At 64.6% G+C, this 16,926-nt stretch carries 18 protein-coding genes and 1 pseudogene; 3 read left to right on the top strand and 16 right to left on the bottom strand.

The features are described from left to right. Nucleotides 1–8 precede the first annotated feature (8 nt). Entirely contained in the window at nucleotides 9–824 is an 816-nt protein-coding gene (locus BLU17_RS04405) for a DUF2182 domain-containing protein (protein WP_091995004.1), read from the top strand. Nucleotides 825–1,058: 234 nt separating this feature from the next. Here BLU17_RS04405 and BLU17_RS04400 read toward each other — a convergent pair whose 3' ends face one another. The 9 genes from BLU17_RS04400 to BLU17_RS04360 form a co-directional block, all read right to left on the bottom strand. Next, nucleotides 1,059–1,430, bottom strand: coding sequence for a BON domain-containing protein (locus tag BLU17_RS04400; protein ID WP_091995002.1), 372 nt, complete (start codon nucleotides 1,428–1,430; stop codon nucleotides 1,059–1,061). Nucleotides 1,431–1,462: 32 nt separating this feature from the next. Next, a complete protein-coding gene (locus tag BLU17_RS04395; protein ID WP_091994999.1) occupies nucleotides 1,463–2,614 on the bottom strand; it encodes a porin in 1,152 nt (383 codons plus the stop codon). A gap of 294 nt (nucleotides 2,615–2,908) precedes the next feature. After that, nucleotides 2,909–3,238 (bottom strand): Rieske (2Fe-2S) protein, encoded by a 330-nt coding sequence (locus tag BLU17_RS04390; protein WP_091994995.1) that lies wholly within the window; start codon nucleotides 3,236–3,238, stop codon nucleotides 2,909–2,911. Nucleotides 3,239–3,259: 21 nt separating this feature from the next. Then, entirely contained in the window at nucleotides 3,260–3,967 is a 708-nt protein-coding gene (locus BLU17_RS04385) for a DsbA family oxidoreductase (protein ID WP_091994992.1), read from the bottom strand. Next, complete coding sequence (locus BLU17_RS04380) at nucleotides 3,954–4,514, bottom strand: RBBP9/YdeN family alpha/beta hydrolase (RefSeq protein WP_091994989.1); 561 nt, start codon at nucleotides 4,512–4,514, stop codon at nucleotides 3,954–3,956. Before BLU17_RS04380 ends, BLU17_RS04385 begins: the two co-directional genes overlap by 14 nt. A 22-nt stretch (nucleotides 4,515–4,536) precedes the next feature. Continuing rightward, a complete protein-coding gene (locus BLU17_RS04375; protein WP_091994986.1) occupies nucleotides 4,537–5,385 on the bottom strand; it encodes a TauD/TfdA dioxygenase family protein in 849 nt (282 codons plus the stop codon). A gap of 10 nt (nucleotides 5,386–5,395) precedes the next feature. Next, nucleotides 5,396–6,376, bottom strand: coding sequence for a quinone oxidoreductase family protein (locus BLU17_RS04370; protein WP_091994983.1), 981 nt, complete (start codon nucleotides 6,374–6,376; stop codon nucleotides 5,396–5,398). Nucleotides 6,377–6,430: 54 nt separating this feature from the next. Beyond that, nucleotides 6,431–7,750, bottom strand: coding sequence for an MFS transporter (locus BLU17_RS04365; protein WP_091994981.1), 1,320 nt, complete (start codon nucleotides 7,748–7,750; stop codon nucleotides 6,431–6,433). Between the two features lie 115 nt (nucleotides 7,751–7,865). Continuing rightward, a complete protein-coding gene (locus BLU17_RS04360; RefSeq protein ID WP_091994976.1) occupies nucleotides 7,866–8,921 on the bottom strand; it encodes a beta-keto acid cleavage family enzyme in 1,056 nt (351 codons plus the stop codon). Nucleotides 8,922–9,170: 249 nt separating this feature from the next. Here BLU17_RS04360 and BLU17_RS04355 point away from each other — a divergent pair, with 249 nt between their 5' ends. Further along, nucleotides 9,171–10,172, top strand: coding sequence for an AraC family transcriptional regulator (locus BLU17_RS04355; RefSeq protein WP_091994973.1), 1,002 nt, complete (start codon nucleotides 9,171–9,173; stop codon nucleotides 10,170–10,172). Nucleotides 10,173–10,215: 43 nt separating this feature from the next. Here BLU17_RS04355 and BLU17_RS04350 read toward each other — a convergent pair whose 3' ends face one another. The 6 genes and pseudogenes from BLU17_RS04350 to BLU17_RS04325 all read right to left on the bottom strand — a co-directional run bounded on the left by BLU17_RS04350 (nucleotide 10,216) and on the right by BLU17_RS04325 (nucleotide 15,248). Then, complete coding sequence (locus BLU17_RS04350) at nucleotides 10,216–10,908, bottom strand: response regulator transcription factor (protein WP_091994969.1); 693 nt, start codon at nucleotides 10,906–10,908, stop codon at nucleotides 10,216–10,218. Continuing rightward, a complete protein-coding gene (locus tag BLU17_RS04345) occupies nucleotides 10,905–12,029 on the bottom strand; it encodes a two-component system sensor histidine kinase NtrB (protein WP_176928916.1) in 1,125 nt (374 codons plus the stop codon). The genes BLU17_RS04350 and BLU17_RS04345 overlap by 4 nt, the downstream gene beginning before the upstream one ends. A gap of 656 nt (nucleotides 12,030–12,685) precedes the next feature. After that, complete coding sequence (locus BLU17_RS04340) at nucleotides 12,686–12,901, bottom strand: hypothetical protein (protein ID WP_143189177.1); 216 nt, start codon at nucleotides 12,899–12,901, stop codon at nucleotides 12,686–12,688. A 492-nt stretch (nucleotides 12,902–13,393) separates the two neighbouring features. After that, a complete protein-coding gene (locus BLU17_RS04335) occupies nucleotides 13,394–13,780 on the bottom strand; it encodes a response regulator transcription factor (RefSeq protein WP_091994959.1) in 387 nt (128 codons plus the stop codon). A 99-nt stretch (nucleotides 13,781–13,879) separates the two neighbouring features. Then, the gene (locus BLU17_RS04330; protein ID WP_091994955.1) at nucleotides 13,880–14,470 is read right to left on the bottom strand and encodes a hypothetical protein; all 591 of its coding nucleotides are present in this window, start codon (nucleotides 14,468–14,470) and stop codon (nucleotides 13,880–13,882) included. Nucleotides 14,471–14,773: 303 nt separating this feature from the next. Further along, nucleotides 14,774–15,248 (bottom strand): annotated as a pseudogene (locus BLU17_RS04325) (YMGG-like glycine zipper-containing protein). Between the two features lie 476 nt (nucleotides 15,249–15,724). On the opposite strand from BLU17_RS04325, the gene BLU17_RS33645 reads away from it, so the two are divergent. Then, nucleotides 15,725–15,913 carry a hypothetical protein gene (locus tag BLU17_RS33645; RefSeq protein ID WP_091994951.1) on the top strand — a complete coding sequence of 63 codons (189 nt, stop codon included), beginning with the start codon at nucleotides 15,725–15,727 and terminating at the stop codon, nucleotides 15,911–15,913. 83 nt (nucleotides 15,914–15,996) lie between these two features. Here the strand turns inward: BLU17_RS33645 and BLU17_RS04315 are convergent, their stop codons facing one another. After that, nucleotides 15,997–16,656: a glutathione S-transferase family protein gene (locus BLU17_RS04315; RefSeq protein WP_091994947.1), complete on the bottom strand. Its 660-nt coding sequence runs from the start codon at nucleotides 16,654–16,656 to the stop codon at nucleotides 15,997–15,999. Between the last annotated feature and the right edge of the window lie 270 nt (nucleotides 16,657–16,926).

The following is a 16,926-nucleotide window of genomic DNA, read 5'->3' as shown; positions in this document are numbered from 1 at the left end:
GGCGCGACATGGATAACGTCGGCATGACGGCACGGCGGCGCGGCAGTGCGCCGCGTGCGATTTTTTTCGGCGTTTCGTCGCTGCTATTTGCGGCGAGTGTGTGGGCGACGTACGTCTGGCGTTCGTCGATGGCAGCGATGGCCGGCACGCCGATGCCCGGCGGCTGGACGATGCCGGCGCTCTGGGCGCCGACGTGCGGACGGACCTGGCTCGACGCCGCCGTACCGTTTGCCGGCATGTGGAACGTGATGATGATCGCGATGATGTTGCCTTCGGTTGCACCGGTTTTGTGGCGGTATTTCGAGGCCGTCGCGGATGGGTGCTCGATCCGGGCGGGCGCCATGACTGCCCTGGCTGGCGCGGGGTACTTCCTGGTTTGGCTTGTCGTCGGGTTGCTGGTGTTCGCGGCGAGGACGCAGTTCGCGGCGATTGCCGTCCAGGCGCCTTCGCTGGCCCATACGGCTCCGGCCATGGCGGGTGTTGTCGTCGCTATCGCGGGAACGTTGCAGTTCACCGCGTGGAAGGGGCGATGGCTTGCGGCCTGCGGGATGCTGCCGTCGTGCGGCCACGCTGGGGTCGGTGTGCGGGCGGCGGCGCGCCAAGGCGCGCGGCTCGGCCGGCATTGTCTGTACTGCTGCGGGAATCTGATGGCCGCGCTGCTCGCCGCCGGTGTGATGGACCGGCCCGCGATGGCGCTCGTTACCATCGCGATTACGGCGGAGCGGCTGGCACCGGCTTCCTTCAGCGGGCGGGTTGCGCGCGGGATCGGGGTAGCCGCGATCATGGTAGGCGTAGTGATGGTTGTGCGAACAGTGACGGCATAAAAAAATCGCCGCCCCGCACCCGCGAGGCGGCGACAAAACGCTCCGACGCAAACGTCGGATTCACGCCTCCAGGCTCGCGCCTGCATACGAGTCCGGTCGAAACTCCGGCCTTTTATTTTGCAATCCAAAGTAACGGCGCGAAGCGGCCTGAAGCGAACTTCTACGCCACCGGGCAAGGCCCGGCATGAACAGAAGGCTCCCGGCCTTACCGCACGCCGCGCAGCTTACGGCAGCTCACATTCCGCCAAAAGACTTCTTCACCGTCAGCTTGTTGGACACCGAAGTCACTCCGGCAACGCTCTTCGCGATCTCCTCGACCTTGCCTATTTGGGCCGTGTCCGAAACCGTGCCATTCAACGTCACAGCGCCGTTCTTTGCGCCCACGCTGATATTGCCGGCGTTGATCGCCTTGTCCTTGCCGATGGCCGCATACACTTTGCGGCGCAGCGCGCGATCGGCCTGCTTGCCGGTGGGCGCGGCGGCGCCCGACACCGCTTCCGCACCGGCGGGCGCACTCGCGGAGCCCTGGAGCTGCGCCCAAACGCTTGAGGAAGCAGTCGCGATCCACATCGCGATCGCCAACCCGACTACTCTGGTGTTATTCATGGATTGTTCTTTTTTCGTTGAGGTTGCCGGGATCAGAACGCGTGACGGATGCCGATCATGGCCGCCGTCGTGGACTCACCGGGCGCGACCGGCGCACCGTAGATAATCGTCTGGTTCATGGTCCCCTTGTTGTTGACATAGCCGACCTGAGCGTACGCCCTGGTTGCCTTGGAAAGGTTGTATTCCGCGCCCACGGCGATTTCGCTCGAGTGATTCGCCGAATGGTTGCGATCCTTCAGGTAGTAGTAGCCCGACGTAACCTTGAAGAGCGGACTGAACTGATAACCAAGGCCGCCCGAGATCATCTCGAAGTTATAGGTACTTCTGGTGAGTGAGTTATACGCGTTGGACGAACTGAACGAGCCGGAAATAGAGAATCCGTTGATCGTGTACAACGCACCGACGTAGTACAAGTTGTTGTTGTTGAGGCCCGTCGCGGGCGCGGCCGGAGCCGCCGGATAGTTGCCGGGGAACGGGTTGGTGTCGTGGCCGCTGTAGTACACCGCGGCCAGGTTCAAACCGTAGTTCGAGTACTTGAGCACGGCCGACTCGCGCGTACCGCCCTGGAATTGGCCGGGTACACCGCCCGGCGCGAATTCGAGCGCAATCGACGCGCCATAAAATTTCGGCGAGTTATAGGCAATGGCGTTGCTGTCATAGAGTGCGCCAATCGGCGCGTTCGTGCTCGTGCCCGGCCAGCCGGCCGCCTGATTCAGTCCAAGCCACGCAGTGAGAATACTGCCGAAATACTGCGCGCCGCGAACGTCGGTGTCCGCCATCGCGTAGATCATCGGAATGATTTGCCGGCCCGCGTCGATCGTACCGAACGGACCGGACGCGCCGATGGTCGCGAACTGGTTGAAGAGCGCGGTCACGCCCGGCGTGTCGGAGAGGCCGGGCTTGCCGTTATTGGACGTGAACGACCCTTGCAGCTTGAAGTTGATTTTGTAGCCGCCGCCAATGTCCTCGGTGCCTTTCAAACCCCAGATGCTGGAAAAGATGCCGCCGTCTTTGAGCTGCCAGGTATGCCCTTGATTTTTTGCCGTCCCCGAGAAGTTCGCCGCCGAGGTGCTTTGATAAAGCAAACCGCTGTCGAGTACGCCATAGAGCGTGACCGAGGATTGCGCATGGGCCGCGCTGGCGAACAGGGCCAACGCGGCCACGCTACCGAACTTCAATTTCATTGCCTCTCCTCCGTGTGGATGGCTGCCGGGTGGTCCCGGCGGCTTATGGGTGCTGCCGAATGTAACTGGATGACGGCAATAGCGAGCGCCGTACTGAACGCGTAACGCGTTCTCCGATAACCTTGCCCGTCGCTCCTATCGGCGCAGCATGCGCTGCGTGTGCCTTGAGACCGCATCGTTCCGCACGCTTGCCTTGCCGTGTGACCGCGAGTGGCAGCTTTGGCATCGTGACCTCTATTATTCGTTTTCCTAAATGACACTGTGTCCGCATGCGAGCCCGATTACGATGGGGAACTACGCGCGGCTGACTGCAGAGTCTTCCAGAATCACCAGCAGCTCGCCGTCCACGTGCCGGACCGGGAATGTGGTGAGACGCAGCCCAACCGCGCCAGGCATGCAGCCGGTGCGCAGATCGAAGCACAGCCCATGTGCCGGGCAGCGCAGCATGCACCCTTCGAGCGCCGCGCTCGCGAGCGAGGCGCCGTTGTGCGGGCACGAGTCGTCGATCGCGCGGATCTCGCCCGCAACGTTGAACAGGACGATGCTGCGGCCTTCGACGAAAGCCAGCTTGCGCTGGCCCGGCGCGAGTTCATCGACCGTGGCGACCGGGACTTCACGTGGCATCGCATTTCCCTCGACTTTGCTTCATATCGCAACGGCCAGCGTCATTGCGCTCGCGATCGCCACGGGAGAATACGCACCCGAAAGCACGTAATCCCCGTTGAACACGAAGTACGGAACGCCGCTTACCCGCGGTTCGGCGTGCGGCATTCGCTGCCCGGTCGGGTCCGCAAGACGTTTCGACGCCGCCAGATAGGCCGTAAGGCGCTCGCCGTCGAGACCGCATTCGAGTCCCAGACGCTCAAGGACGGCGTAGTCGCCAATGTCTTCGCCTTCCATGAAGTAGGCCCCAAGCAGCCTGTCGATCAGCGCCGCGCTTTGCGCGCTCGCGACACGGCTCGCGGCAAAGGTCACGAGGTCGTGCGCGGCGGCGGTGTTCGGCAGCACCGAGATGCGATCGAACGCGAACTCGATGCCCGCTTCGCGGCTTGCGCGCTGCACTTGCGCGCGCCGGACGGCGAGCGCTTCGGCGCTGCCCAGCCGGTCGCGATAGAACGCCTGATACGGCATGCCGGCAAGCGGCGTCCACGGCAGCAGTTGATGCGAGCGCCACTGCACCTGCACCCGCGCATCGGGCTGCGCACCGGCGAAGCGCGACACCGCCGCGTCCAGATTGCGCTTGCCGATCAGGCACCACGGGCAGATGAAGTCGAGAAACGCGTCGATCTTCAGCACCGGCCGCTCGCCCGCGTCGCCCGCCCGCGCCGCCCATTTTCGATCAGACAAGTTCATGGATCAGCGTCTCCGCCATGGGCCATTCACCGAAACCGGCGGCGGGGTTCAGGTGTCCGACTTCGCCCAGATCGACGAGGCGGCTACCCCAGTCCTTCGCCATGGCCTCCACACGCGCGAAGCGCGCAAGCGGGTCGTTGCGGCTCGCGCCCACGATGCTCGGGAACCGCAGCGGCTCGCGCGGAATCCTGTGCCAGCCGTTGCGGGCCAGTGTGTCGATGCCCGGATAGCCATCGGGCAACGGCGTTTCGAGGTCAGCCGGCGCGGCAAGCAGCGCGCCGCGAATCTTGCGGCTGTGCCGCCGGGCCCAATGCACCGCGATCATCACACCGGCGCTGTGCGCGACAAGAATGACGGGACCGTCGATGGTCGCGAGCGCGGCGTCGAGCGCGGCAACGCGTGCCGCGCAGCTAAGCTTGTCGCGTTCGAGCGGCGGCACCGAGGCCGCCTTCGGCAGCTTGCGCTCCAGCAGCGTTTGCCAGTGCTCCGCGACGTGGTCGCGCAAACCCGGAACCATCAGGATGGTCGGTGTGGTATTCGGCATCATCGACTATGGTCTCCTGCCCGTTTCAATACGGCTTGTCACCGATAATGCCGGCGCGCTCCATCTTGCGGTGACACGGCGGGTAGTCCATCACGGCATAGTGCTGCGTGCTGCGGTTGTCCCAGATCGCGACGCTGTTCGGCTTCCAGCGCCAGCGTACCTGGTACTCCGGAATATAGGCCTGGCTCATGAGATAGCGCAGCAGATCGCCCGCGCCCGGATTGGCGTCCTGCCCATAACGCACGCGCTCCGGCGTGTGATAGTTCGTGAAGTGCGTGGTGAAGGCGCTTACGAACAGCACCTTCTCGCCCGTTTCCGGATGCGTGCGCACCACCGGATGTTCCGCATCCGGATACTGCGCCTTGAGCGCGAGGCGCTTCTCGACCGGCATGGCCGCGCCGAAGCTCGCCTCGATGCTGTGGCGCGCGCGCAGGCCGGCGATCTGCGCCTTCACGTGCCCAGGCAGCTTCTCGTAGGCGAGCGCCATGTTCGCCCACATCGTGTCGCCACCCACGGGCGGGCACTCAACGCAACGCAGCACCGCGCCGAACTGCGGCGCTTCGCGCCACGTGGCGTCCGCGTGCCACGCGTTCTCGTAGCGGTCGTTGGGCTGCTCCGGGTTCTTGTAGATGCGCACGAGCCCCGGATGCTCCGGGTCGCTGCCAGCAACCGGATGGTCCTCCAGTTCGCCGAAACGGCGCGCGAACGCCACGTGCTCCGCGCGCGTGATGTCCTGGTCGCGCAGGAACAGCACGCGGTGTTCGAGCAGCGCCGCGCGAATATCCGCGAAAAGGCGGTCGTCGCGAATGGCATCGGCAAGATGCACGCCGGTGAGCTCGGCGCCGATCGAGCAGGTCAGTTGTTCGACTTTCATGCCGCTCTCCTCAGACGACGAATACCGACGAGCCCGTCGTCTTGCGCGATTCGAGGTCGTGGTGCGCCTGCACCGCGTCTTCCAGACCGTAGCGCTGATTCAGCTCGATCTTGATGCGGCCCGCGGCGACATGCCCAAAAAGCTCCGCGGCGAGCGCGTTTTTTTCCGCCGGATCGGCGATATAGTCCGCCAGCGCCGGGCGCGTGAGATAGAGCGAACCCTTCATCGCGAGGATCTGCGGATTGAACGGCGGGATCGGCCCCGAAGCCGTGCCGACGCAAACCATCAGGCCGCGGCGCTTGAGCGAATCGAGCGACGCCCCGAACGTGTCCTTGCCGACGCTGTCGAACACCACGTTCACGCCGACGCCGTTCGTCAGCTCGCGCACGCGCTTCGCAACGTCTTCGCGCCCGTAATAAACGATGTGGTCGCAACCATGCGCGCGGGCAATCTCGCCCTTGGCCTCGTTCGATACCGTGCCGATCACGGTGAGGCCGAGGAGCTTCGCCCACTGCGAGACGATCAGGCCGACGCCGCCGGCCGCCGCGTGCAGAAGAATCGTGTCGCCGGCCTTGAAGTCGTGAATGCGGCGCATCAGGTAGGACGAAGTGAGGCCGCGCATCGTCATGCCGGCCGCCGTTTCGCACGAAATCGCATCGGGCAGCTTGATGAGCGGCGCCGCAGGGATCAGGCGCTCGGTGCTGTACGCCCCAAGCGTGTCGATGAAGCCGGTGTAAGTCACGCGGTCGCCCACGGCGACGTTGCTGACCCCGGGCCCGATGGCCTCGACCACGCCCGCGGCCTCGACACCCATGCCCGCGGGCAGCGGCACAGGGTACAGGCCCGAGCGGAAATAAGTGTCCGCGAAATTGAGGCCAACCGCCTCATGGCGCAGACGGACCTGCCCGGGGCCCGGTTCGCCCACTTCGACGTTTTCGTAGCGCAAGACCTCGGGGCCGCCGGTTTCATGGAAGCGCACTGCTTTCGCCATGTTCAATCTCCTGTCCTTGACTCAAACTGAAAATTCATTGTCGTTGGTCGTGATTCAGCGCGCGGCCGCTTCGCGCAGCGCATTCACGCGTTCCAGATCGCGGGCGTAATTGCGCTTGCCGATCACGAAAATCGCCGCGGCCGCGAGCGGTGCGAACGGCACGAGTTGCAACGCGCCCAGCAGGCCGATGCGGTCCGCCACCACGCCCGTGAGCACGGCGGCGGGCGCGAGCCCCAGCAGGTTGTTCGAGAGCGTGAGCGTTGCGAACGCCGATGCGTGAATCGCGGGCAGCGTGAGGTTGGCGACCATCGCACCGGAAGGACCGGCGGCGCCTGCGCAGAAAAACATGCCCGCGCCGATGAAAACGAGCTGCGCCATACCTGCGGGCATGCGCAGGCCGATCGTCAGGAACACGAAGCACAGCATGCAGTATGCGATGGCGATGCTCCATTTCTTCCCGCCGCCAGCCTTGCTGAAGCGGTCTGCAAGGCCCCCGCACACCACCATGCCGACGCCCGTCACCAGAACGAACACCGCAGCCGTTGCGGCGGCCTTGCCGGTCGCCATGCCGTAGTAGCGGTTGAGGAAACTTGGCAGCCAGCTCCAGACGGCAGCCGGTACGAGCAGATGCACGCCGCTGCCGACATACGCACACACGACGGAACGCGTGGAAAACAGCCCTTTTATCAGCGTGCGCAAGCTCATGCGCATGCCGAGGCCCGTCGCCTCGCGGCTCGCGGTTGCCGACTGCAGCGGCGCGAGCCGCTTTTCGGTGACGACAACGCGATAGATGACGACCAGCACGATGCCCATCGCCGCCATCGCGCCGAATGCCGCACGCCAGCCGAGGTGCCCCGCCACCGCACCGCCGAGCGCCATGCCCAGCACCGAGCCGAACGCACCGCCCGCCATGAAGGCTCCCGTAATGGTGGAGCGCAGCTGCGGCGGAAAAATACTCAGGACTACCGCAATGCCGACGCTGCCATAAGCCGCTTCGCCAATGCCGACGAAAGCGCGTGCAAGCAGCATTTCGCCGAAGTTCGTCGAGAGCGCGCAGCCCAGCGTGGCGAGGCTCCACAACGCCGCCATCAGGACGATGCTCTTCACCCGGCCCCAGCGGTCGGCGAGCACCGAAAGCGGAAACGTGAGCACGCCCACCATCAGCGCGACCACGCTGCTCAGCGAGCCGAGCCGCGTATCGGAAAGGCGCCATGTAGTCTTGAGCAGCGGGAACACGGCATTCAGGACCTGCCTCGACATATAGTCCGAGAGCAGCAATCCAACGGTCAAGGCGAACACGATCCACGCATAGATGCGCACGTTCGTTTCCGTCGTCGTCAATTCGCCCGCAGTGGGCTCGGCATGCGTGAGCATGAGTTGTCTCCTTGGCGTCCCGTTCGTTGCGGGGCTCGTAGTCCGCCCGGCTCCGCCGGCAAGCATGCGGCTGGAAGCCCGGCATCCGCTCTCGCGGGCGCCGCGCCCCCGTTCATTACGCCGCGCGCAGCGGAAGGTTCTTCACGCCAGCCACGCGGTTCGGCGCCATGCCGTTCGCCGCGAGCGTTTCGTCGACGGTCTCGTATTGCACGCCGATGCGGTAGATCTCCCGCGCCTCCTTTGCACTGGCGATTTTGCGGCCCAGTTCGCGCGCCACGCGCACGCACTGCTCGATCTGCTGCACGGAGGTCATGCGCTTGCCGTGCTGGTCGATGATCGTGTCCTCGATACCGCAGCGCGGATGCAGGCCCATGGCCATCGCCATCATGTTGAACGGCAGCACGTTCTTGAGCAACGACTCGGCGGTGAGCGTGCAGCCGTCGGGCGCCCGGTGCACGAAGTTGAAGAAGTTGAACGGATTCGGGCCGTCAAAACCGCCGCCAATGCCGATCCACGTGAGGTTCAGCGGGCCCTTGTAGGCACCCTTGCGCACGAGACGATCGAGCGTTTCCAGCGCGTGAATGCCCGTGAGCTGGAAATGCGGCTGGATACCCGAAGCCTGCAGACGGCGCAGATGCTCCTCGACCCACGCCGGGCCGGCCGGAACCGTCATTTCGCTGTATGCGGCCATGAACGCCGGATTGGAGAGCGAGGTGCCCGCGAGATACTCCGGATAGAGTAGCTCCATGATGTTCATCTGCGTAGTGTTGATCGCTACGGTCACCTGGTCCGGCTTCGGATCGAGGTCGGCGAGCATGTGGCGCGTGTCGTCCGAGAGCCACCTGGCTGCCTGGCCTTCGTTTTCCGGCGCAAACGAAATCGAGCCGCCCACCTGAATGATCATGTCCGGCACGGCGGCGCGTACGCCCGCGATCAGCTCGTTGAACTTCGAGAGGCGTTTGGAGCCCTTGCCGTCGAGTTCGCGCACGTGCAGGTGCAGAACGGTCGCGCCCGCATTGTAGCAATCCACTGCTTTCTGGATCTGTTCTTCCATCGTCACCGGAATATCTTCCGGGAAATCCTCGGGCATCCATTCCGGTCCGTACGGGGCGGTGGTAATCACTACTTTGTCCTGATTCTCGGGGTGCAGCGAGTCGTCGAGAAATTGCATCGTGTTCTCCAATATGGGTGACGGCATCCATCGTGGACGCGGCCGGTCACTTGAATGCCGCGCGGACCTGGCCGATCCGTTGAGAACGCACGATACGGCAATCCTGCGTTACACTTTTCTGATCGCGCGCCATCCTTTTAGCTTTTCGCGCCACCAGGCGTTAACACCGATACTCGCGCGAGACCGGTCGCTGGCCGGTGCGGTCCGGTCGCGACGCGCGGCAAGCCCGCTGCATGGGGAGACACCACAATGGAAACGATGCTGCGCTCGGTTTCGATGAGCGGCTATTTCGACGTCGCGAAGCGGGCGGGACTGAACCCGGTCGAACTCGCGCACGAGGCGGGAATTGACGCCGCCGCGCTTGCGAACCCGGACGAGCGCATTCCGGCCGCCGCCGCGTGCCTGCTGCTGGAGCGCTCGGCCGAAAAGGCATCGTGCCCGACTTTCGCGCTGCAGATGGCCGAGACCCGGCAAAAATTCGGCACCGGTGTAGTCAACGTGCTGCTCGCGCACAAGCGCACGCTGCGCGAGGTGCTGCTCGCGACCGCCGAATACCGGCATCTGCTCAACGAAGCGCTTGCGGTCTATGTCGAGGATGCGGGCGAAACGGTCACGATCCGCGAGGAACTCGTCGTCGATCCGGGCATTCCGACGAACCAGGCCATCGAGCTTGCGGTCGGCGTGCTCGCGCGCCATTCGGGCGCCTTGCTCGGCGATCACTGGAAACCGCGCGCCGCGCATTTCGTTCATCGCGCGCCGCCGAGCCTCACGTTTCACCGGCACTTTTTCGGCTGCCCGCTGGAGTTCGGCAGCGACTTCAACGGCTTCGTGTGCGCGGCCGGCGATCTCGACTATCCGAACCCCGCCGCCGACCCGGAACTCGTGCGCTATGCCGAGAGCCTCGCGGATTCCCTCAACCTGACGGGCGTCGACTCCACCGCGCTCGAAGTGCGCAAGGCGATTTATCTGCTGCTGCCGCTCGAGCAAGCCTCTGTCGAGATGGTGGCCGCGCACCTGCGGCTGAGCGTTCGCACCATGCAGCGCCAGCTTGGCCTCGCCCATACGAGCTTTACCCGGCTCGTCGAGGAAGTGCGCGGCGAACTCGCCGTGCGTTACATGAGCAACCCGCGCTATCCGATCGGGCGCGTTTCCACATTGCTCGGCTATTCGCAGCAGGGCTCGTTTACGACCTGGTTCAGCGCACGTTTTGGCATGACGCCGCGCGACTGGCGCAACAGTCATCTGAAGTGACGAAATGGGCCATTTCCGTTCGCACTCGCGCCGGGTCCAGTCGTTAGCCGGTGTGGGGAACGGGCCGAGGCTCGGCACGGGGCTGCATGCCGAGCGTTCGCGATGGCTGCGGCGACAGCGGCTCCGAAACATCGAAATCGAAAGTCGTCACGAGTCGCACGAGATCGGCGAGCGAGTTCGCTTTCATCTTCTCCATGACGCGCGCCCGATGAATCTTGATCGTCTTCTCGGCCGCGCCCAGTTCGTCGGCAACGAGCTTGTTCGGCCGGCCCGTCACCACGAGCGCCATGACCTCGCGCTCGCGCGGAGTCAGCTTCCGCAGGCGGCGCTCGATCTCGGCACGCTGCTCGCGCTGCGCGAACAGACGGCAGGCGCGCTCCAGTGCCCGCGACGTGGCCTCGAACAACACGCACGCGTCGATGGGCTTCGTCAGGAAATCCGTTGCACCCGCCTTCATGGCTTCCACCGCCGTATTCATGTCGCCGTGCGCGGAAACGAAGACGATCGGCACGATGCCGGCCAGCCGCCGCTGCAACTCGATTCCGCTCAGGTCAGGCAGTTGGAGATCGAGCAGCAGGCAAGCGGGCGCGGCCGCCAAATCCGCGCCCTCCACGAATGCGCTGGCGCTGGCGTAGCCCTGTACGGCGTAGCCGCCCGACCGCAGCAAGCGGCACAGTGCATTGCGTACGTGTTCGTCGTCGTCCACGACGAACACGGTGGAAGTAGGCGAATTCATTGTGATAAACGCGTACCCGTCTGCACGGCCGCGCCCTCGGCAGGAAGTTCGATATGGAACGTCAAGCCGCGGTCGGTGTTGCGCTCGGCCCATAACCGGCCGCCATGCGCCATGACGATGGTTCGGCTGATGGACAGACCCAGCCCCAGACCGTGCGGCTTGGAGGTCACGAAAGGCTTGAACAGCGTCGCAAACCGGTCGGCATCGACGCCTGGTCCGCGGTCGCGTATGGCAATGCGCACCTTGCCGCGATCCTCGTCAGCGGCGACGACGATGCAAACCCTGCGATCCTCGGCGCGGCATTCATGGGCCGCATCGAGCGCGTTCAGCAGCAGATTCGCGAAAACCTGCTGCAGTTGAACCACATCGCCGCGCAATTGCGGCAAGCCGTCTTCGATCCGTACGCCTAGCGCGGCGCCACACGTTTGCGTCTCGCGACGCAGCAGGCGAATGACATCGCGCACGAGGCTGCCGACGTCGACAGCGCTCATCTGCGCCGCCTCGCACCGCGCGGACTGGCGCATCTTGCGAATGATCGCGTGCGCCCGCGCGCTATCGGCGACGACTTCGCCGAGCAGCTCCCGCAAATCGTTCATCGCCGGCGGGTTCTGCGCGAGAAACCGTTGCGCGGCCTGCGCATTGCTGAGAATAGCCGTGAGCGGCTGATCGACCTCATGTGCGAGCGCAGCGGCCATATCGCCGATTTCGGAAGCCCGTTCCCGCTGCAAACGGCGTGGCTCGTTGCCGGGCGCGGCCGGTGCGGCATTGTCGGCGTCGGGCTCGATGACGACCACCATCCGCGCCGCCGGCCCGGCCGACAGCGACGCCGAAGCCGTCACGTGAACGTCGATGTCGGCGCCATTCTTCGTTCGCGCAACGGCGACGCGCGCGACGCTATGCGGTAGCCCCTCCGCCATCTTCAACGCCGCGAACGATACGGGACGCTCGTCGCTGCGCCATGCAACGAGCACGGCGTCGATACGCATGCCGGTCATTTCGCCGAGCGCGTAGCCCAGCACCCCCGTGGCCTTGCCGTTTGCCCAGGCAATGTTTCCCGCCTCGTCGATCACCAGCGCCGCCGCCGGCACGACTTCGAGAATGCTATGAATACTTCGCGCCATCCCCTGCCCGGCCTGCCCACATGCATCGCCCGAATGCGCCAACGCGCATGCGTTCCCGTTCGGAACATCCCGCGCTCTGGGTCTGCCGAGCCAGGACAACAGGCTCCGCGCTGCCTGCCCGGCGCTCGACCTGATCGGATTTAGCGTCTCGTTCCCCATGTTTTCCCTGACCACGGTGTCCTCCGGCTATTGCAAAGACTGAACCAGTCAGCGAAGAAACAGATGTATGTAATCAAGGCTACAGATCGATTGACTGCATTAATACGGGCGTGACGCACAGCACAGCGCGTGGCTTACACGCTGCCTATACTCTGGCTCCGCGAGTGAATTATATGAAAGAAATTCCCGACGATCGGATTTCAGCGCAATTGTTTTGGATAATTTTTCCCGTACGCCCACGCTTTCAATCGCGGCAATGGTTTGCTCGTCTTCACGCGGCGTTTTATTTGCGTGGATTTCGCCGGATATTTGCGAACCTTCTATTAAAGTCGCGCTACCCGGCCGCGGAAGAAATAGCCTGATTTACTCATGCTGAATACCCATCTGATTTCGGCGAACAGGAACGCAATGGGAATTTCATGAAATAGAGTCAATTACCGTTTCAGGCCACGAAATCTTTAAATGGTTATGCAAGAGCGGGCAATGCATTCGTCCGGTCATGGTGATGACGCCGGCGCGACCGCGCTCGCCGCCTGATGCTGCGCCGTATTTCGACGAGGCTGGTTCCGGCGCGCTTTCTGCTCTGCTTTACGCTGCACGTCCCGCATCTGCTTCGTCCCCGGCGTTCCAGCCTGCGCAAATACCTCTGACATGAAAGTCGGCGCACCAAGCACGCATGCGATCACGCATGGCACGGCAAAACGCATGTTCATCCTCGACCTCCCGAACTCGATTCCGCCAGCCTTGAGAATCATCTCGGCGTGTAAATGACAAGGTATCCTATCCATCCCCCGAAAGCGAATAGATTCGTTTCCGCACCGATCGTGTTGTCCGGATGGCGCGTCGCGATTTGCGGCCGGTCGGCCATGTCGGGCACGGTACCAGGGCCGACGACGGCGTCAATCATTGCGGCGTCCGGCGAAGAGCACCCGGCAATCCCCGTGCCATACCGACGCCGCACGCAATCGCAGCGGCGAAAGCAGCGTGTGTCACGACCGGCTCACTGCCTGCCTCCCGGTTTGCCCTGAGCTACCGCCTCGGGATGTCGCTCGAGATAGCCAGCAAGTTGACGCACCGATGCCGCCGTGCGGGCAGGGCGCACCCTGCTGCAAGAGATCGCAAACCTGGCAAACGAAAAGCTCGGCGCGCTTCATGGCTGGGGCGTCCGCTGGTCCGGTCATCAAGGGATCGCGACGGGCGGTGCATCACGCCGTCGGCGGCATGTCAAGCACCTCACGAACCGCGCCGATCAGCGCCGAACCGTCGAACGGCTTGCGCAGGTACGCGACGGCGCCTGCCGCCTGCGCCTGCTCGCGCACACGCGCATCGTCGTGAGCCGTGGTGACGATGCACTGAATGCCTGAACCGCCCAGCCTGCGCTGCACCTCGATACCGTTGATGCCCGGCATCTGGATGTCGAGGACCACGCAGGACGGCGCATGAGGCCCCGCCGCCGCCAGCGCGTCGAGAAATGCCTCGCCGCTCGTGAACACATCGGAGTCGATGCCGGCCGACCTCAACAGGCGCTGGATCGCCCGCCCAACCGATACTTCGTCGTCGACGACGGCCACGGATCGTGTCACGTTGTTCATATGGCTTTCGCGTCCGGTTACCCACGAGCACAGCCTGGCTGACGCCGCCCGTCGCGCCAGCCGGCCTGCCATGCGCACGTGACTGCCCCTCATGTGCGGCTACTTGTGTTGCGCTGGCTCGACGGGTACGGTGAACGCTTCCGTATACACTGCCTCGGCCTGATCTCCTGCCTGCACGTTTGCAAGCTGAACGGGGTCCTCGACCTTCAGGTCCATCATGCCGCCTTCGGGTCCCTTCAACGTGACCGTTCCGGCTTTCTCGTTGACGGCGACAACGTTCGCCGTTACCTTGACCTCGCGCCCCACCCTGCCGCCGGACTTCTCGCCGCTTGCCGCGCGCTCGACCTGCGGTGTTTCCTGCATCGAGGCCTCGACGCTACCGCCCTTCTTCAGGCTCAGCGTGAGCGCTTCCCTGTACGCCGTCGTCCCGACGTCGCCAACCTTTAGTTGATCGAAGTTTCTGGCCTTGGACCCCAGTTGGACGTCGATCATCTTGCCGTCGTGACGCGTGAGCGTCACGGTGCGCGTATCCGCATCGATCTTCTCGACGGTGGCCGTCACCTTTTGCATGCCGGAGACGGTGGCCTTGCCTGGCTCGCGCGTCACATGGGCGGCGCGTAGGCCCTGGGCTGCGGCAAGCTGCGCCACGGCGACAAACACTGCTGAAACAAACCATTTGAGGTGCCGCATCGCCCCCCTCCGTTCAAAGGTTCAGCATCGTCATTTTCGTACCCGCCGCCGATGCATCCGCCACCCGACCCGTGCTCGTCCTCACGATCGCCTGGACGGACACCGTCGCGGTTCTCGCATTGGCGAGCGAGTCTTGGGTCATGAAGAGGACGATCAAGGCCGTCGACTGCGCCCCCGCCTGCAAGCCGCCATCGCCACGCGAGAATGAGACGTTGCTAGCTCATTTTCCGTTACATACTGTCAAACGGTGCGAGCAGGACAAACGGGACCGTGGTCTTACGCCGTCGCATGATGCAGCGAGCGCTACCTGATCGTGTAGCCGCGCCCTTCCATGCACGCGGAAAACGCGCGGTTGAACGTGTCGATCGCCCCCTGCGACTGAGCCTGGCTATTGGCCTGCTGCGCACGCCGGTTCTGCCGCGCCCGCGCCCCGCCCACCATCGTTCCGCCTACCGCGCCTATCGCCGCGCCCTTGCCTGCATCGCCAGTGATGGCGCCGATCACAGCCGCCCCCCGCCGCGCCGCGCGCCGCACCCTGAACACGCTCGCCACCGCCCACGGCCGGCCCTGAAGGCGGCGGCGGTGTCGACGCCACCTGTGCGGGGTCGACGCCCGTGTTGTTCTTCGCCCACGCGTAGCACGCCGATTCATCCGAACGCTGCTGTTGTGCGCTCTGCCCCTTCGCCGGATAGGCAATAGGCGTGGCTTGCGCCGCGCTCGTGAAAAGCAGCGCCGCCGCGCAGAATGCCCCGGCCCGGCGATTTACATAGGTATCCATATGAACTCCTTATGCGTGTGCGGGCGCACGCCGGCGGCCCCGGCACGGTACCGGCCGGAGGCGGGAAGCGACAATCACGCGCCCGGACACGGCGCAGGCCGCGCCAAGGCTCTCCGCGAGGTGGCCCGCGCGGTAGTCTGTTCAATGATGTCGAGGGCGCGGAATGAAGACAATCGGACCATGGTCCTACCGGCGGGCACCGCGTGGCGACAGGACTCGCACGGACGGACGAAGGGCGGTACCAGACCGGATCTGGTAGCTTATGCCAAGGCTTACCAAGCGGCATTTCTCGAAGGCGAGCCTGCGAGCGAGCTTTTCGCTCGGCTGCGCAAACGTCGAGCGCCGGGAGCGGCCGCTGGCGTGGCGTTGCGCCAGTTAGACGGCCGGAGCGAGGAACGCGCCGGAAAAGGCTGGCGCACGCGCCGGGAGCGAGCCTTGCGGTATCCGGCTGGCGTACCGGAAATGGGAGAGGATCGATGAACGCCAGCAACCAGAAGCCCCGGAAAGCCGACGAGCCTGACCAGGGAACCCAGACACCGAAGCGGCCCACGCACAGCGACGACGAGCGCAGCGCCATGCCCGAGCGAGATGACAAATCCCGCAGGCAGTCGCCTTCCGATCACCCGGGCAAGCGGCCCGGCGAAGGAGAACCTTCGGTAGGCTAATCGTTCGTGCGCGGGCAGAGATGTCTCGTTGCTTGCAAGCAGCTTGACGAATTATGGCCGCGCGCATTGCCGCGACCGCGACATCAGTCGCGCTCGGGTGCCCCGAGCGGAAACAACGGACGGTACGGCCGCCCCTCATCCACCGCACGGGCGAATGAGGGACGGGCGAGCAGGCGCTCGCGATACGCACGCAGTACGCGATACGCCGGGCCAATGCGATGTGTCCAGTCCGCGTAGAAGAGCGACGGCGCCGCAGCGCAATCGGCCAGCGTGAAGTCTTCGCCCGCCGCCCAGGTCTTGCCCCCGAGATGGCCTTCGAGCCATGCGTATGCAAGCTCGAGTTTTTCGATGGCGAAGGCCAGCCCCTCCTCGCGTCTTGCCGGGTCGCCGGTCAGCGCGCCTTCCACCGCGCGCTGCACGGGCGTCATGACGTGCAGGTCGAAGAAGCGGTCGAGAAAACGCACGTCGAGTGCGGCCATCGGATCGGTGGGCAGCAGGCGCGCCGGCCCCGAATGCGCAAGTTGCAGGTACTCGATGATGACGCTCGTCTCGGCGACATTGCGCTCGCCATCCACGAGCAGCGGGAACTTGCGCAGCGGCCAACGCCGCAGCCAGTCCGCCGTATGCTCGGGCGTATCCGGACCGATGTTCCGGAACTCGAAGGGCGTGTTGTTCTCGTACAGCGCGACAAGCACCTTCTGCGTGTACGAGGAGAACGGGTGGCCATATAACGCGAGCGACATCGTGAAGTCTCCTGGTTCAAGCCGGTTGCGGTGACAAGTCGTTGAACCATGCACCGGACGGGTGCGAATTGCAAGCCGGGTTGCGGACCGCATCGCGGAAAGACCTCCTGGCGTTCGCCCGCCGGCCCACTGCCGCGAAGCCGACTCGCAAAAAAAAGCGCCGGGCATAAAGCCCGGCGCGGAGTTCGCAGGAGAGGCAAGAGAGCCCGGCACTCCTGCGACGTGTAGACGACGCGTATTGTCGTTGCGTTTGACGCCCCGCGCCGTGAT

This window comes from Paraburkholderia lycopersici, assembly GCF_900096975.1.
GTDB lineage: Bacteria > Pseudomonadota > Gammaproteobacteria > Burkholderiales > Burkholderiaceae > Paraburkholderia > Paraburkholderia lycopersici.
The sequence above is the reverse complement of the archived record's forward strand: the minus strand, read 5'-3'. Positions and strand labels throughout refer to the sequence as shown.

What these genes read in the sequence shown, in the direction of transcription:
- BLU17_RS04335 (WP_091994959.1), bottom strand. Translation starts at nt 13,780, where the DNA reads ATGAACAACGTGACACGATCCGTGGCCGTCGTCGACGACGAAGTATCG.
- BLU17_RS04400 (WP_091995002.1), bottom strand. Translation starts at nt 1,430, where the DNA reads ATGAATAACACCAGAGTAGTCGGGTTGGCGATCGCGATGTGGATCGCG.
- BLU17_RS04365 (WP_091994981.1), bottom strand. Translation starts at nt 7,750, where the DNA reads ATGCTCACGCATGCCGAGCCCACTGCGGGCGAATTGACGACGACGGAA.
- BLU17_RS33645 (WP_091994951.1), top strand. Translation starts at nt 15,725, where the DNA reads ATGAACGCCAGCAACCAGAAGCCCCGGAAAGCCGACGAGCCTGACCAG.
- BLU17_RS04380 (WP_091994989.1), bottom strand. Translation starts at nt 4,514, where the DNA reads ATGATGCCGAATACCACACCGACCATCCTGATGGTTCCGGGTTTGCGC.
- BLU17_RS04375 (WP_091994986.1), bottom strand. Translation starts at nt 5,385, where the DNA reads ATGAAAGTCGAACAACTGACCTGCTCGATCGGCGCCGAGCTCACCGGC.
- BLU17_RS04360 (WP_091994976.1), bottom strand. Translation starts at nt 8,921, where the DNA reads ATGCAATTTCTCGACGACTCGCTGCACCCCGAGAATCAGGACAAAGTA.
- BLU17_RS04385 (WP_091994992.1), bottom strand. Translation starts at nt 3,967, where the DNA reads ATGAACTTGTCTGATCGAAAATGGGCGGCGCGGGCGGGCGACGCGGGC.
- BLU17_RS04345 (WP_176928916.1), bottom strand. Translation starts at nt 12,029, where the DNA reads ATGGCGCGAAGTATTCATAGCATTCTCGAAGTCGTGCCGGCGGCGGCG.
- BLU17_RS04340 (WP_143189177.1), bottom strand. Translation starts at nt 12,901, where the DNA reads ATGAACATGCGTTTTGCCGTGCCATGCGTGATCGCATGCGTGCTTGGT.
- BLU17_RS04330 (WP_091994955.1), bottom strand. Translation starts at nt 14,470, where the DNA reads ATGCGGCACCTCAAATGGTTTGTTTCAGCAGTGTTTGTCGCCGTGGCG.
- BLU17_RS04405 (WP_091995004.1), top strand. Translation starts at nt 9, where the DNA reads ATGGATAACGTCGGCATGACGGCACGGCGGCGCGGCAGTGCGCCGCGT.
- BLU17_RS04395 (WP_091994999.1), bottom strand. Translation starts at nt 2,614, where the DNA reads ATGAAATTGAAGTTCGGTAGCGTGGCCGCGTTGGCCCTGTTCGCCAGC.
- BLU17_RS04355 (WP_091994973.1), top strand. Translation starts at nt 9,171, where the DNA reads ATGGAAACGATGCTGCGCTCGGTTTCGATGAGCGGCTATTTCGACGTC.
- BLU17_RS04390 (WP_091994995.1), bottom strand. Translation starts at nt 3,238, where the DNA reads ATGCCACGTGAAGTCCCGGTCGCCACGGTCGATGAACTCGCGCCGGGC.
- BLU17_RS04315 (WP_091994947.1), bottom strand. Translation starts at nt 16,656, where the DNA reads ATGTCGCTCGCGTTATATGGCCACCCGTTCTCCTCGTACACGCAGAAG.
- BLU17_RS04370 (WP_091994983.1), bottom strand. Translation starts at nt 6,376, where the DNA reads ATGGCGAAAGCAGTGCGCTTCCATGAAACCGGCGGCCCCGAGGTCTTG.
- BLU17_RS04350 (WP_091994969.1), bottom strand. Translation starts at nt 10,908, where the DNA reads ATGAATTCGCCTACTTCCACCGTGTTCGTCGTGGACGACGACGAACAC.